Source organism: Pseudomonas sp. SWI44, from assembly GCF_002947915.1.
Taxonomy (GTDB): Bacteria; Pseudomonadota; Gammaproteobacteria; order Pseudomonadales; family Pseudomonadaceae; genus Aquipseudomonas; species Aquipseudomonas taiwanensis.
Map to the genome: position 1 here is coordinate 995,317 of NZ_CP026674.1, position 14,079 is coordinate 1,009,395.

General features: G+C 50.9%; 13 protein-coding genes. All 13 read right to left on the minus strand.

Annotation, left to right across the window (positions count from 1 at the left end; all coding sequences use genetic code 11):
- Window positions 1–3: 3 nt before the first annotated feature.
- The 13 genes from C4Q26_RS04945 to C4Q26_RS05005 all read right to left on the minus strand — a co-directional run bounded on the left by C4Q26_RS04945 (window position 4) and on the right by C4Q26_RS05005 (window position 14,025).
- A complete protein-coding gene (locus C4Q26_RS04945; protein WP_104882840.1) occupies window positions 4–1,338 on the minus strand; it encodes a UDP-glucose/GDP-mannose dehydrogenase family protein in 1,335 nt (444 codons plus the stop codon).
- Window positions 1,339–1,346: 8 nt separating this feature from the next.
- A complete protein-coding gene (locus C4Q26_RS04950) occupies window positions 1,347–2,300 on the minus strand; it encodes a UDP-glucuronic acid decarboxylase family protein (RefSeq protein WP_104882841.1) in 954 nt (317 codons plus the stop codon).
- Window positions 2,297–3,091 carry a glycosyltransferase family 2 protein gene (locus C4Q26_RS04955; RefSeq protein ID WP_104882842.1) on the minus strand — a complete coding sequence of 265 codons (795 nt, stop codon included), beginning with the start codon at window positions 3,089–3,091 and terminating at the stop codon, window positions 2,297–2,299. Before C4Q26_RS04955 ends, C4Q26_RS04950 begins: the two co-directional genes overlap by 4 nt.
- The gene (locus C4Q26_RS04960; protein WP_104882843.1) at window positions 3,088–4,644 is read right to left on the minus strand and encodes a capsule biosynthesis protein; all 1,557 of its coding nucleotides are present in this window, start codon (window positions 4,642–4,644) and stop codon (window positions 3,088–3,090) included. Before C4Q26_RS04960 ends, C4Q26_RS04955 begins: the two co-directional genes overlap by 4 nt.
- A 157-nt stretch (window positions 4,645–4,801) precedes the next feature.
- Complete coding sequence (gene pseI, locus C4Q26_RS04965; RefSeq protein WP_104882844.1) at window positions 4,802–5,860, minus strand: pseudaminic acid synthase; 1,059 nt, start codon at window positions 5,858–5,860, stop codon at window positions 4,802–4,804.
- Complete coding sequence (gene pseH, locus C4Q26_RS04970) at window positions 5,857–6,375, minus strand: UDP-4-amino-4,6-dideoxy-N-acetyl-beta-L-altrosamine N-acetyltransferase (RefSeq protein WP_104882845.1); 519 nt, start codon at window positions 6,373–6,375, stop codon at window positions 5,857–5,859. Before pseH ends, pseI begins: the two co-directional genes overlap by 4 nt.
- Entirely contained in the window at window positions 6,372–7,451 is a 1,080-nt protein-coding gene (gene pseG, locus C4Q26_RS04975) for a UDP-2,4-diacetamido-2,4,6-trideoxy-beta-L-altropyranose hydrolase (RefSeq protein WP_104884027.1), read from the minus strand. Before pseG ends, pseH begins: the two co-directional genes overlap by 4 nt.
- Window positions 7,448–8,149 (minus strand): pseudaminic acid cytidylyltransferase, encoded by a 702-nt coding sequence (pseF, locus tag C4Q26_RS04980; protein WP_104882846.1) that lies wholly within the window; start codon window positions 8,147–8,149, stop codon window positions 7,448–7,450. The genes pseG and pseF overlap by 4 nt, the downstream gene beginning before the upstream one ends.
- Window positions 8,146–9,306: a UDP-4-amino-4,6-dideoxy-N-acetyl-beta-L-altrosamine transaminase gene (gene pseC / locus C4Q26_RS04985; protein WP_104882847.1), complete on the minus strand. Its 1,161-nt coding sequence runs from the start codon at window positions 9,304–9,306 to the stop codon at window positions 8,146–8,148. Before pseC ends, pseF begins: the two co-directional genes overlap by 4 nt.
- 3 nt (window positions 9,307–9,309) lie before the next feature.
- On the minus strand, window positions 9,310–10,308 hold the full coding sequence (gene pseB, locus C4Q26_RS04990) for a UDP-N-acetylglucosamine 4,6-dehydratase (inverting) (RefSeq protein ID WP_104882848.1): 999 nt from the start codon (window positions 10,306–10,308) through the stop codon (window positions 9,310–9,312).
- Window positions 10,309–11,239: 931 nt separating this feature from the next.
- Complete coding sequence (locus C4Q26_RS04995; RefSeq protein ID WP_104882849.1) at window positions 11,240–11,881, minus strand: DapH/DapD/GlmU-related protein; 642 nt, start codon at window positions 11,879–11,881, stop codon at window positions 11,240–11,242.
- On the minus strand, window positions 11,859–13,067 hold the full coding sequence (locus C4Q26_RS05000) for a hypothetical protein (RefSeq protein ID WP_104882850.1): 1,209 nt from the start codon (window positions 13,065–13,067) through the stop codon (window positions 11,859–11,861). The genes C4Q26_RS04995 and C4Q26_RS05000 overlap by 23 nt, the downstream gene beginning before the upstream one ends.
- The gene (locus C4Q26_RS05005) at window positions 13,060–14,025 is read right to left on the minus strand and encodes a phytanoyl-CoA dioxygenase family protein (RefSeq protein WP_158664881.1); all 966 of its coding nucleotides are present in this window, start codon (window positions 14,023–14,025) and stop codon (window positions 13,060–13,062) included. Before C4Q26_RS05005 ends, C4Q26_RS05000 begins: the two co-directional genes overlap by 8 nt.
- Window positions 14,026–14,079 lie beyond the last annotated feature (54 nt).

Sequence of the window (14,079 nt, forward strand, 5' to 3'; positions counted from 1 at the left end):
GAATCATTCCTTCCTCAGTCCGCGCCCAACACCATGGTAAAGCAACCCGGACTCACTCATTTCGGCGGGATCGAAAAGGTTACGGCCATCGATCACTAATGGGAACCGAAGAGTTTCACGAAGACTATTCATGTCAAACGCACGATAAGCTTTCCACTCGGTACAAATTACCAGCGCATCTGCGCCGTGCAATGCTGCTTCGTGGGAGTCGCAAAGGGTCAAATCGTCACGCTGGCCATAAATACGAGCACATTCACCCATTGCCTCAGGATCGTGCGCTTGAATGCTAACGCCCTCCGCCCAAGCAGCCTCCATGAAGGCCCTACTAGGGGCGTCCCGCATGTCATCGGTATTGGGTTTGAATGCTAGCCCCCAAACAGCCACGCGCTTGCCTTTCAGGTCTCCGCCGAATGCCTGCGACAATTTCTTGAAGAGCATATTTTTTTGTCGATTATTGACGGACTCAACTGCTTCCAACAGGTCAGCCTGATAGCCAACATCCTGCGCGGTACGTGCCAGGGCTTGAACATCCTTGGGGAAGCAGGACCCGCCGTAACCACAACCTGGGTAGATAAAGTGATAACCAATGCGAGGGTCTGAACCAATGCCCAATCGGACCTGCTCTATATCAGCCTTAAGCAGCTCTGCCAAATTGGCCATCTCATTCATGAAGCTGATCTTGGTAGCCAACATTGCGTTTGCAGCATACTTAGTCAGTTCGGCAGAGCGGACATCCATGAACATCATCTTATCGTGGTTGCGATTGTAGGGCGCGTAACAGTGACGCATCACATCGCGGACCTCTGGTGAGTCCGTACCGACCACGATTCGCGCCCCTTTGGTGAAGTCCTCAAGGGCAGCGCCTTCTTTAAGGAACTCCGGATTAGAGCACACATCGAAGTCAACAGACAAACCGCGCTCGCTCAAAATCGTCCCAATGCAATCTCGAACTTTATCTGCAGTACCAACTGGCACCGTAGATTTATCGATGATGATTTTTGGCTCAGTCATGTAGCGGCCAATACTAGATGCCACTTCCAACACGTACTTCAAGTCGGCTTTACCATCCTCGTCGGGAGGCGTGCCTACGGCGATAAACTGCAAGTGCCCGTGACGAACACCTTCGGATGCATCTGTAGAAAAAATCAGTCGGCCGGCCTTTCGGTTATTCAGAATCAGCTCATCCAAGCCCGGCTCATAAATTGGCACAACGCCATTATTTAACCCATCAATTTTGGACTGATCAATATCGATACACATTACCGAGTGCCCGACATCTGCTAGACACGCACCAGTAACCAAACCAACGTAACCACTACCAAATACTGTAATTTTCATAGCAGAATTCAGACCACCTCGACATTTTCTTTGAGCAACGCGTCAAAGTAGTTAATGGTTTTCTCCAGCCCCTGATCCAACATGATGGTAGGCTGCCAATTTAATACTTCTTTAGCCTTCGAGATATCAGGTTGGCGCTGCTGAGGATCATCCTGAGGTAGCGGGTGGAACACCAAGCGAGACGAGCTTCCGGTTAACTCAATCACACGCTCGGCCAGTTCACGGATGGTAAACTCTCCCGGATTGCCCAGGTTAATTGGACCCGTGACATCATCCGAGCTGTTCATCAGCCTCACAAAACCTTCGATCAAGTCATCTACGTAACAGAAGCTACGAGTTTGCTGACCTTCACCATAGATAGTAATGTCCTTGCCTTGAAGAGCCTGAACAATAAAATTACTAACTACGCGACCATCATTGGGATGCATTCTCGGACCATACGTATTGAAGATCCGGGCGATTTTTATACGCAATCCATGCTGGCGATGATAATCCGAAAAAAGCGTTTCAGCGCAACGCTTTCCCTCATCGTAGCACGAGCGAATACCAATAGGATTGACACGCCCCCAATACCCCTCAGGCTGCGGATGAACTTCCGGGTCACCATATACTTCACTGGTAGAAGCTTGGAAAATTTTTGCTTTGGTACGTTTTGCCAGACCAAGCATGTTGATCGCCCCATGAACGCTCGTCTTGAGCGTCTGGACCGGATCAAACTGATAGTGGACCGGGGATGCAGGGCACGCCAGGTTGAAAATCTCATCAACCTCAACATAGAGCGGGAACGTTACATCATGTCGAATGAGTTCGAAGTAAGGATTACTCATCAGGTGAGCTATATTGCGCTTACTTCCCGTGTAAAAATTATCGACACAAAGAACTTCGTGACCACTTCCGAGAAGGCGTTCACACAGATGCGAACCCAAAAAACCGGCGCCACCGGTCACCATAATCCGTTTCATAGACCCTTCCTCAGAATTCGATAATAGAACCCACCCGCGGCGTGGCTCAAAGTGTAAAATGCAGCCTGCAATTCGCTGGTTTGCGGAAACTCACGATGCACCATATGCATACGTTCTAGCATATATTTTTTTGAGCCGGATATTTGTCCGACGATGCGTCGATAGCTAAGCAGCGGGTATTGGACTTTCCAATGGCTTACGCCGCTGCGCAGAATACGAAGCCAGCAGTGATAGTCCTCGACTGCCTTGTAACGTATGTCTTCGTTGAATGGAAACTTAAGCATCAAGTCCTTGGTAACCAAGACACTTGATGTGGGAATTCGCCCCTTCAAACGCTGCTGCGCAAAGGTGACCTCACCCACCGGAGCGCGTCCCACCGGGGAAAAAGTCAGTTGTGTATCATCAACGAAATCGAGCATCTGCGTGCTCAGAAACTCGCCTGACTTCTCGCGCGCGGCAGACATCTGCAGAGCAAGCTTCTCCGGATGCCAGATGTCGTCGGCATCCAAGAATGCGATCCACTGGCCGCGAGCTTCCCGTATACCAATATTGCGCGGAGCCGCAGGCGCACCATTGTTTTTATCCAGGGCAATCAGGCGGATGCGCGAGTCCATGGATGCGTATCGGGCCACTACATCACGGGTGTCATCCTTAGAGCAATCATCGATGACCAGCAGCTCCCAATCTTGCCAGCTTTGATCCAGCACCGACTGCAGTGTCCGACCGATCAAGCGTTCGGCATTGTATGACGGCGTAATGATTGATACCGTCGGTGCATTCAATTGACTCACCCTCTATCTCCCCTAGGCATTTTTGCCCTAACGCCATCGACCCAACGAAAGGCCGGGCGGCGCTTGACTTCCAATGGTGGCAAGGCCGGGCGAACAACCTCGAACTCGGCCAGTTCGCCCCATTTCTTTTGTTTAAGTAGCTCTACAACGCGATCCTCTTCGCTCTCATCAGCAGCCCAAATTGGGTCATCCGCAAGAAGTTTACCGGTTTTGAGCATGTTGACGATGCGCGATGCGTCGGCTCCCGCCCGATAACTATAGCGAGTTGTTTCCATCGGCCGCACATAATCCACAAACTGTGGGTGACGATGGGAACGAACATAGAGAAAACGCAGCGTCTTGCGGATTACAGTGTCCGGATCCAAAGGGGTTTTAGCGCCCGGTGCATACATGGAGGCCTTGTCCAAAAATGCTCTAACGAAACCACCGCGAATATAAGTTGATGGCCCGAGGCATATGACTTGTTTCCCACAAACGCCAGCCTCGACACAGGAGCTACCCCCATTCAAAACTATCATATCCGCTTGCTGAATAAGGTCTGCAGTACTCGCCTTCTGTTCGCTTTGGATGCAGTGAATCCCGCGACGTTGCGCCCAATTCCGATAAATTTTCGAGGAGCGTTCGCCAGTGGCCCGACCAATATTTTCTGCCCAGTTGGGGTGGCAACGGATAACGACTTGGGCGGGGCTGATTCCGAAAGCCTCAAAGAAGTCGTCCAACGCTAGGGTATTGTCGACCCACTCAGTCTTCCATTCGGCATGACCTGCGAATTCATTTTTACTGCTCGGAAGCACCAGGACTCTCGGACCGGGCGAAGACAAAGGCCAAGGCGCCGGCTCAGGATTTGTATTGTACAACCGCCACTCCAGCGCGTTCCCCTGAAGGAAACGGCGCGCAGCCATGCTGCCGGCGATACCCACCTGTAAAGCTGTCAACGGCCGCTCTTCATACTCTGCAACCAGCTCCCCCACAGCTTGCAAAGAAAGGCAATTGGCATTCGGCGTGAGCTGAAGACCTTCGCTAAACCACGGCCGTTCGTGGGTAATGAACGGAATAGATGCCTGCTCACAGGCGTAAGTTACCGCGCGGGTCAAATCCATCCGACCGTTAAAGCACACTACACCTTCAAGCTTGTTCTCACTTATCCAGCGACGCGCACTCGAGTAGGTACTATTGATAGGACCGTGGAGTGAGGCTCGAACTGCCGCGACTTCAGCATCATCCCATTCATTTTCCGACTCAGTGCGAGTCAACGTGCAAGAACTGGACATCGCGAGGTCATCCAGAACATTTACCGACAGATCACCCTGCGAATGGCGATCAATCCCTGTAACGCGCTTTGCAGTGAAGCTCCGGACCCCACCTAGCATGCACTTCGAGCACTCTTTGGCCTTGCTGGTTCCCTTGATTGCGCGGGGATAGCAGTTTTCGACGGCCGCATCACAGGTCAAGTAAAACAACTCATGCCCCGCTTGCTCCAAAATATGAGCAAGAAAGAAAAGTTGCTCGACATGGGGACGGAAGGAGAACATGTTCACCAATCCGATTTTCATACTAAATGACCTTTTTGCATTACTCTACCCACCGAAAACGCTCAACACTTTGGATCACTAGCAAACGCATAGTGAAAACGCCCAGAAGCCCAACACATGCCCACAAAGTGAAGACGATTGCATTCACTCTCAACACAGTGCCATGTGCTGCTCAACACTAATTTTTTTCAAAGCAATCCCATCTGGTTGCCGAATTTTTTTCTACATCTTGGTTCAGTCGTTTCCCCACCAGTTCATTGAAGTGTTTGGGGGGCAAACCGAAGCCCGGACGCACACTCCGGATAGAGTCGGCGGTGACAACTTCTCCCCGCCTCAACGACTCAACAAAGTAGAGGGACCGCCTAAACTGCACGTTGCCGATCTCGCTAGACTTCCTTCCGTAGTCCACACGGCCCAACGACTCCCAAGCGACCTTGGCATTCTGACACAGGGCCGCCAGGTCCCTTGGTTCCAAGGAGAAACTGTCATCGGGGCCGCCCCCGCTACGATCCAGCGTGAAGTGTTTTTCGATGATCGAGGCACCCAATGCAACACTGACGATCGCAGTAGTGTTGTCAAGGGTATGGTCTGAAAGGCCGGTTACCAAGCCATGGCGGGCAATCATGTCACCAATGGTGTGCAAGTTGTAATCTTCAGCTGGCGCTGGGTAACCACTCACACAGTGCAAGATCGCAAGCTCTTTACACCCCCCCTCTCGCGCCGCCTCAATTGCTTCTGAAATTTCTTCAGCATCTGCCATCCCCGTAGAAATTATCATGGGCTTGCCAGTCGACGCGACGTAGCGGATCAGCGGCAGATCGATAGCTTCAAATGACGCTATTTTATAAGCCGGCGCATTGAGACTCTCCAATAGGTCGACAGCGGTCGTGTCGAACGGCGAACTGAAGATAGTTATGCCAAGCTTGCGCGCATACTCAAAAAGCGGTCTGTGCCATTCCCACGGCATATGTGCTTGTTGGTAGAGCTCATAGAGAGAACGGCCGTCCCAGAGGCCACCACGAATCTGAAATTCGTCGGAATCACAGTTCAGGGTGATCGTGTCGGCGGTGTACGTCTGAAGCTTCACCGCATCAGCGCCTGCCTTTTTTGCCTCTTCAATGATTCGCAAGGCAGTCTCAAGCTTGCCGTTATGGTTCGCAGACAGCTCTGCAATAATATAAGGCGGCTCATCGACACCGATACGACGCCCAGCAATGCTGATGCTTGGATGGCTCATGATTCTGTTTCTCGCTGTTTGGCCTGCCACTCAGGCTGCAACAGGCCGAAATGAATGACGTCATGGTATTGGGCGCCATCGAAATGTTGATCTCGCAACGCCCCTTCTTCTTGGAAACCCAATGCAAGATGGAAGCGAATGGAGCGCTCATTGAAGCTCAGCGCCTGCCCGCAAACCTTGTGCAACCCCAGTTGACAAAATGCGTATCTTAACGCGGTCTCGCCCAGCAAGCGTCCAGTGCCCCTAGGGGCATCTGGTGCCAAGTAAAAACCCCAGTCAGCAAGGTGCCCCTTGGTGGCCTCCGTCAGGTTCACAAACCCTGCAGGCTTTTCATCGAGCTCGAAGATCATTAAATGACGCGACTGGTTCTTCTGGCTATTCTCGAACCATCGAGCGTGCTCTTCCATCGAGATTTCGTGCTGCGTATACATGTAGCGACGCACTTCCGGGTGGTTACGCCAAGTCAACACTATGTCCAGATCCTCGAAGCGCATCGGACGAATAATAGACCTCATACCTCAGTCTCCATCACACGGATCACCCGAGATACCCCCAGGCCATCGGTGATCCGACTGGAGGCCTCCACCATAGGGCCGAGAACCTCCGGTGATGACAAAACACGAATTGCTTCATTTAGTTGACTAGCGAGCTCTGCAGCAGGATCAATCAATTGCACTGCACCAGTTGCCTGCAATGCATTTCCGGCAGGGCGCTGATTCTCAGCAAGAATAACCAACAATGTTGGAAGCCCGAGACAGCACCGCTCCCAGGATGTACCTCCACCAGCACCAATGGCCAGGTCTGCGTCAACCATTCGGCGAGCCATGTCGTTGATGCCCGACAGCACTTCAACAGGCCAAGGGCAGTCTCTTGCTATGCTGCGTACGCTTTCCAGATGTGGAGCAGCAGCACCCATGATGACAGTAAACCGAATATCTTCCGACAACTCACACTGCGTAAGCGCTGTAAGAATCGACCCAGTGTGGTTGTGTTGATCGACCCCACCCAGGGAAACAAGAATTTCACGAATCTTGGCCGGTGCACGCCGTTGCAATGAAGGCGGGCGCAGTTCCGCAAATTCGGACCGTAGCAGCGCGTGGGAAGGCCCCGTGAGCACACAGCAGCTATCAGGCACCCGCTGAGCATACTCCCCCGGCTGACGCCCCAAATTTTGATCCAACAGCAAGTCACACCGGTGTTTACGATCGGCCAGATCGTCAATGACCATAACCCGGCAGCCCGCAGGCACAACAACCGACTCCCAGCGCTCATCTAAAGCATAGTGGTCGACTACTAGCCAGTCCGGCTGAAATGAATCCACCACTGCGCGACACTGCTGTTGGTCTTCAAACTGTGAAGCCCCCAGCCAGTGAGAATGAGGAAGATCGCTGTCTCTTTCACTTCCTAGCGGCAGCCCACACACCTCGAACTCGTGATCGCGGATGAAACCATTCATGTTTCCGGGGTGCTCGCGACCGATGAACAAACAATGATGGCCGTGATCACGCAACGCCTTGGCCAGGGTGACACATCGCATGACATGGCCCGTCCCCATTTCGAACGAAGCGTCAACACGAAACACAATTTTCATGCGCAGGCCCCGGTCGCCCGCAGGGCCTTGAACATCCATTCAGCGCGCAACCAGTCTTCAGCAGTGTCAATGTCCTGCACTCGGTAGCGAGGCAAAACGACCGCTGCCGCTTCGCGAGAAAAAATAGGGGTCTCCCCAATCCAAGCCTCACGGGTCCCCCAATAGAACTGGCCGGCATCGTGAAACGCTTCTTCAAGATCCTGTGACCGTGTGAGCGCATGCTCGGTCTGGAACATGGAAACACGACCTTGTGAATCCAACCGCAAAGAGCGCTGTATTGGAAACGCGTAACTGGTAACGGAGAACGCATATGATGCTCCGCTACTCTCAAGCGTTCGGAATCCTTCGGTGAGTGCCTCTGGGGTTACAAAAGGCGCAGTAGCGTAGAGGCAACATACAAAATCCGCGACCTCACCCGCGCTGGACATTGCCTCCACTGCCTGCTTGACGACTGGCAGCGTTCCGGCGAAATCATCCGCCAGCTCTGCAGGACGCATGAATGGAACGTCCGCCCCCCACTCTCGTGCCACAGCCGCGATTTCCTGATCGTCAGTGGATACAATAACCTTGTCAAAACACCCACTGGCAAGAGCAGCCTCGATCGACCAAGCAATCATCGGCTTCCCACAGAACAACTTAATATTCTTACGTGGGATGCGTTTGCTACCTCCACGAGCAGGAATAACTGCCAGCTTCATGACTGCAGCGCTCGCTCGACAGCGAAAATAACTTCATCTTGCTGCTCCAGCGACATCGTCTGGAATATAGGCAGACTTATTGCCTCACGGTAGTACGATTCAGCCTCAGGGAAATCGCCCGGCTTAAAGCCCATTTGTGCGTAATACGGCTGAGTGTGCACGGGAATGTAATGCAAATTGACGCCGATCCCTTGTTCACGAAGCGACTCGAATACTTGCCGATGCGATCCGCCAATTTTGCCCAGATGCAAGCGAATTACATAAAGGTGCAGCCCAGAATAACTGTCCGGGTGCTGCCAAGGCGTGGTAATGGGTAGATGAGCAAGCTTTTCATCGTAGCGACGAGCTAACTTATGCCGGCGCTCGATGTAGCTGTCCAGCCGCGTCATCTGACTAACGCCCAACGCTGCCTGCAACTCGGTCATGCGGTAGTTCAGGCCAAGATCAACCTGCTGATAATACCAAGGACCGTCGATTTCACGGGTCATCAGCGCGGGGTCACGAGTGATACCATGACTTCGCAGCAACGCCATACGGCTTGCGAGTTTATCGTCATTGGTCAACACCATACCGCCCTCGGCGGTCGTAACGATCTTGACTGGGTGAAAGCTGAACACTGTTATGTCACTATAACGACAGTTGCCAATGAACTCTTCGCGATAACGCCCCCCAATTGCATGAGAAGCATCCTCAATGACCTTGAACCCGTAACGCTGGGCAAGCGCATGAATCGCCTGCATATCGCAAGGTTGACCGCAAAGGTGGACCGGCACTACCACTTTTGGCAGACGCCCTTCCCGCTCAGCAACTTCAAGTTTGGTAGCCAGCGCTTTCGGGCAAAGGTTGTAGGTGGTCGGGTCGATATCTACAAAATCGACCTTAGCACCGCAATACAATCCGCAGTTGGCGGAAGCAACGAAAGTGACCGGTGAAGTCCACAGCCAATCACCAGGACCAAGCCCGAGGGCCAGACAAGCGATGTGCAACGCCGATGTCGCGCTGTTCACCGCCAGAGCATGACGAGCCCCCACATGCTCTGCCACGCTTTGCTCGAAGCGCGGGACAACGGGACCTTGAGTCAGGAAGTCGGATTTGAGTACCTCGACCACAGCATCGATATCGGCTTGGTTGATGTCCTGGCGACCGTAGGGAATCATTGGTTAGATACTCCCGATTTTTTCGCGGTTGGTGTCGATCCAGGCTTGTAGGTCCGCGTCGCTCATCCACTCACTGTTATTGTCACTCGCGTAGACAAAGCCTTCAGGTACTTTCTTGCCATCTTTGATGCGTTTAGGGCAAGTAGCCCAGTCATGGATGACTGGTAAAATCTTGAAATGCTCGGGATATTCAAATGTGGTGTAAGAGTCCTCAGCGCTAATCATTTGTTCATGCAGCTTTTCACCCGGACGTATACCCACCACCTTCAGAGTGGCATTAGGCGCTACCACTCGAGCCAGGTCTACAACCTTCATGGAGGGTATCTTCTTAACGTAAACCTCCCCCCCCTCCATATCATCAAATGCGTGCCAAACCAGCTCCACACCCTCTTCCAATGAGATCATGAATCGGGTCATTCGCTCATCGGTAATAGGCAACTCGCCTTTGTCTTTAATTGACATGAAGAAAGGGATTACCGACCCACGCGACCCCATAACGTTACCGTAGCGAACGACCGCCATGCGAGTTTCGTGCCCCCCGGCGTAGGAGTTACCAGCTACGAAAAGCTTATCCGAAGCAAGTTTCGTGGCCCCATACAGATTGACTGGACTGCTGGCCTTATCGGTAGAGAGTGCAACAACTCGCTTAACACCACGATCTATACAAGCATCAATTAGATTCATAGCCCCATTGATGTTCGTCTTAATACACTCAAACGGATTGTACTCCGCAGTAGGGACAATCTTTGTAGCAGCTGCATGCACTACATAGTCGACACCATCCAAGGCGCGGTAAAGCCGCTCCTTATCGCGCACATCTCCTATGAAAAAACGCACACGGGAGTCGCCCTCAAATTTTTTGGCCATTTCCCACTGTTTCATTTCATCGCGGGAAAAAATGATGATTTTTTTGGGGTTGTATTTGGCCAGCGTCATGGGCACGAACGTATTGCCGAAAGACCCGGTACCGCCAGTGATAAGAATGGTTTTGTTCGTCAGCATACTACGTCTTTCCTAAATGGCGACCTGGCTATTTGCAGGACGATATGAGCAAGTAAAGTGCTAAAACTACTCCGCGGAACGAATAAAGCTATCAGCACACGCAAAGGGAAATAGGATACACACCTTCATAGAAGAGGCCAGCCCTGCGAACCGCAGTCGGGGCCTCCTAGGGCGCTGCGATGAGGGGCAGCTCGACGACATAATTGCATATAGCCAGCTCTTCCTGAGTCTTCATACGGAATTATACAAACACCTACAACGCCGCGCCACCTGATATCCAGTGCAAAGGGGCTGACCAACACGATATCCAGCCCGGCCTTGGAGGACTTGCCGGGGGGGAGGGAATCGCCCAAGAGCCAGGAAATTCCAGTGCGCCCCAGCCTTGGCGAGCATCGTCCGCTAATGCAAAAAGGTAGTGCCTTCCTTTACCGGCTGGGGTAAGCAGCTTGAAAGCGGCCCGCAACCTTAAGCGAGTGCCCACCAACCCCCTCTAGCTCAAGCTGTATGACTCGCCATACGCAGTCAGACACTATGCACCCTCGTAAAAGCCGAGTTCGACTGATACCCGTGACCCAACGACGGAGAGCTCGCTCCTACAATCTCAAACCCAAGCATTCAATCAATAATCCTTCTCCCCCCCTGCGTGATCGCAAAAAATATCTACACGCCGAGGAAAAATCTATTATCCCAGCCATGGACACACCAGTTAATTAGTAAGCTAACTATTGCTTTGCCACCGCTTACAACCAGCAAGGCTGCCCCTACACGCGGCCCCTCAACCGTTACGCGAACTTCTAGCTCGCGAGCATTTCTCACACACTTCTAGTGAATCGATCTTATTAGCAACTGGGAACGAAACCGTTTCAGTGCGCTTTAGCGACAAGAACATCGTCGGCAAAAATAACATCACGACACAAGTAAAATCGCAACATCAGGCTGGACCAGCCTCTGAGCCCCCGTCAAAACCAACCCGTTTTTTTAGAACCCTCACAGGCACACCGGCAGCAATGACCCCAGAGGGAATATCAATGTTAACAACAGAATTTGCACCAACCACAACATGGGAACCAATGCGTACTCCAGGCATTACAACAACGTTTGCACCGAGCCACACGTCATTGCCAATTGAAACAGGCCTATTGTATCTAGCCAGGAACTCTTCTTTGGACATTCTGCGCTCTTGCTCCCGTATCCCAACACCTGGGAGATAGTCGTGCGCATGAGAGGTGGAGGAGATAAAGACATTAGGTGCCAAAAGACACTCCTCCCCAATACTAACCTCACCATTTATCGTAACATTCCGCTGAACAGTGGTGCCCCTACCGATAACAACACTATTAGTCGAGTTTACTTCAACCGCATCATTTAACCATACACCACTACATAAAGTTATCCCCCCCTCCACCGCATTAAGCCTAACTCTTTTCACAGATACACCTGCCTCTATATCTATTTCCCCTGAAGCCGAAACCGACGCAAATGGATAGAACAACGCACGCCGCCTCAAACAAGCAAAGAATATAAAAAACGCACGCAAAATACCCTTAAACCTAACGAGCAATTTCCACATCATGACGCACTCTCCAAGAACAAATAACCAGCATCAGAAGTAATGCACTAAACCCACAAAGCACGAAAATCAAAAGATCGCCAAAAGCAACCTTTCCGCCAAAATAAAAATACACATACATCAACAAAAAGAACACAACCACGACGCACTGAATTACAAAAAGCAACCGCTTTCGCCCCAAGACCAGCAGGTAAGATGTGTAGAAATCAATAGACCTAACCAAAGCAATCAGCACGAACAAACCACCCAACGCGTAGCCCCCCCCGGCCCACTTGGCGGCGAACCACGGACTTTGCAGAATAAACATCCCCATAGTAAGTAAGGCCAGTAACCCAACCCCCATCACAATCGACACCTTTAAAACATATTTGAAACCATCTACAGAACTACGCCGACATATGTCCGGTAGAACCGTAATCACCCGGGTATTCACCAACTGCTGTAGCGATAAGCCAGCCATGACAATCAATGAAAAATAAGAAAAGCGTGAAAACTCCTCCGCCCCTAATACTGACGAGGCGATTAACCTATCTGAAAACTGTAGCAATGCACCAATCAGCGTCACTGGCATAAAGGACAAGGACTCGCGCAGAAACGTTCCGCCCGGCATGCGAAACTCACAAACAAACGAAAAAAGTCCGCGAAAGTAAAGCAAAGAAGCGCAAACTACCTCTGCCGCGATTGTAGCCGACGCGTCGCTAGTAAAATATGCAACAATGAAACCTGCTAACGCAATGAGTGCATTACGCAAAAATAATTTTTTTGCGTAGCCAACAAAATCGAGACGCCCTTTCACAAGCATCAAGTCAACAGTAAATAGAAAAAAGACTAAAACCTGAAAAATCGACAGACTCTTAACCCACCAATCTAGCCCCCCGCCCCAACCGCCAAAAAAAACCAGAGCGCTTATTACAACCCAACAAAGGAAACCAGTACTTTTTACCTCCCTGACAAAATCAGCCAGCCCACTTTCTCCTGACTTGATTAACAGTGGGATTTCTGTATGGCAGCGCACCATAACACCAGAACCCACCAACAGCACGCCAACACCCAATATCAGTAAATAGTAGTTCACACTAGCATACTGCACCACATCCAAAAGATGTGCATATAAGAACCCCTTGATTGCCGCAACCAAAGCAGCTAAGGCAGCATAAACTAAGTAAGACCAGCTCGAAATCCTAGACAAATATTTTGCACTCCGACTCCGGAACCACACAACTTACTTCCGAATAAGTGTTTATAGAATACTCAAACTGCAAAATTAGACGAGCGCGCTCAGTAGGCGTTACCCCTTTGTGCAAAGTGATAGTATCCTCAACAAGGCACGAACCCGCCATGCCGTGAACATGTATAATATTCTGCTCCCCGTAAGCCTCAACGACCTCAGAATCAGTAAATCTTTTTGACTTAAACAAGGAGTTTTTATATTTGATGTTACGATTTGAACCTCTCACATAAACATGAGGCCCCGCCCCCTCATCAACATCCGTCAAGTAAAAGAAAAATTTAACAAATTTAACATCATCTAGATCATAGTGGAAAACATGCGCATGCTTTTCTTTGTCTTCCCGACTCGCTTCCACAGGAAACGTCCACCACATATTCACACTCATCAACTGAGGCGGAGCACCTAGATAACTAGCAGCAACGGATAATAAAAACGGATCCTTAGAAAGCCTATCAATGAACTCATCAGACTGCACATTAAAATACTGGGCCAACAACAGTTTCTTGCCAAGTTTTTGTTCTGCCAGCGCACGATCTTTTAGATAAAACCCCTGCGACGGGATGCGATCAGCATAACAAGGCGTCTTCTCTGCAAAGTTAACCAGATACTCAACATGCCCAACAGGCAAAACAGGTCCCATCGTGGCACCATCAACATTCAGTGCATCGACGATCTCGCTAACCGAGCCTAAGCCACGTGCTACATACGATTCATTAGGCGAAATTCGCAGAGCCTCTTGAAATTTCCTCAAGTCTCGTTTTTTCAAAACCTTTATCAGATTCCAAATCGCGACCCTCATCACTCTGCGTTTAAGCAAACCCCGCATTATTTTGTATCGAGAAACCATGAGCCACAACCCCAAAGATAAATCCAAATAAACCTCGGCCCGCAACCAGAAACGATGCCAAATCAACACTTCTGGAACGCACCCGTAAAAAGCTCAAAAAATGACAAATCCGGCCACAAATCT

Bases quoted from the DNA above. Each gene is read 5' to 3' on its own strand.
- pseB (WP_104882848.1), bottom strand. From the start codon at position 10,308: ATGCTGACGAACAAAACCATTCTTATCACTGGCGGTACCGGGTCTTTC.
- pseH (WP_104882845.1), bottom strand. From the start codon at position 6,375: ATGAGGTCTATTATTCGTCCGATGCGCTTCGAGGATCTGGACATAGTG.
- pseI (WP_104882844.1), bottom strand. From the start codon at position 5,860: ATGAGCCATCCAAGCATCAGCATTGCTGGGCGTCGTATCGGTGTCGAT.
- C4Q26_RS04945 (WP_104882840.1), bottom strand. From the start codon at position 1,338: ATGAAAATTACAGTATTTGGTAGTGGTTACGTTGGTTTGGTTACTGGT.
- C4Q26_RS04995 (WP_104882849.1), bottom strand. From the start codon at position 11,881: ATGATGTGGAAATTGCTCGTTAGGTTTAAGGGTATTTTGCGTGCGTTT.
- pseC (WP_104882847.1), bottom strand. From the start codon at position 9,306: ATGATTCCCTACGGTCGCCAGGACATCAACCAAGCCGATATCGATGCT.
- C4Q26_RS04960 (WP_104882843.1), bottom strand. From the start codon at position 4,644: ATGAAAATCGGATTGGTGAACATGTTCTCCTTCCGTCCCCATGTCGAG.
- C4Q26_RS04950 (WP_104882841.1), bottom strand. From the start codon at position 2,300: ATGAAACGGATTATGGTGACCGGTGGCGCCGGTTTTTTGGGTTCGCAT.
- pseF (WP_104882846.1), bottom strand. From the start codon at position 8,149: ATGAAGCTGGCAGTTATTCCTGCTCGTGGAGGTAGCAAACGCATCCCA.
- pseG (WP_104884027.1), bottom strand. From the start codon at position 7,451: ATGAAAATTGTGTTTCGTGTTGACGCTTCGTTCGAAATGGGGACGGGC.